We start from the raw sequence: 585 nt of genomic DNA, 5'->3' as shown, positions 1-585 counted from the left end.
CAATTAGCCAACGGTAAAGCCAGCGCGATGATGCGGTTTACCTCGACCTGTGTGCCTCAGGGTCAGGTTGATGAGCGTCGGGCCACGACCATAAAAAGTGAGTGATATCATGAAAAAGCTCCTGTTGGTTTGTCTGGTTTTGATGCCAATAAAATCAGTTTACGCATTGACTTGCACCTATATCACGGGCAGGGAGGCGATAAATACTACCATTCAGCTTCAGGGTGCCAATATTACTGTAGGCCCTGACATGCCAGACGGCACAGTGCTGTACCGACAATATTTCAAGCCATCGTTTCAACCTGCGATCAATTGCGATGGTGGCCATACTTTTACTGTAAATGATGTGATAAGGCTGGCACCCAGACCATTATCATCCTGGAATGGAAACCCTTATCCCGGGCAAATATATGAAACCGGTGTTCCAGGTATTGGCTTTGTTGCCTGGTACTCTGGCACTCCGTTTCCGAGGTTAAGAACCCAGGGAACTGCCCCTGGTTCCGTCACTCGCAGCTTTGCACCTGAATTCGACATCTCTTTAGTCAAGATAGGACCGGTAACCCCCGGTATTCTGCTTGGGTCTAA

Annotated in this window: 1 protein-coding gene; it reads left to right on the top strand. The window is 48.7% G+C overall.

What is annotated here, in order from left to right; translation table 11 throughout:
• Positions 1-109: 109 nt before the first annotated feature.
• Positions 110-585, top strand: a 476-nt coding sequence (locus tag V1952_RS22400) for a hypothetical protein (protein ID WP_420075617.1), incomplete at its 3' end; no start/stop codon positions are given.

This window comes from Yersinia sp. 2542 StPb PI (genome assembly GCF_048593855.1).
In the GTDB taxonomy this organism is placed as follows: domain Bacteria; phylum Pseudomonadota; class Gammaproteobacteria; order Enterobacterales; family Enterobacteriaceae; genus Yersinia; species Yersinia enterocolitica_E.
The sequence above is the reverse complement of the archived record's forward strand: the minus strand, read 5'-3'. Positions and strand labels throughout refer to the sequence as shown.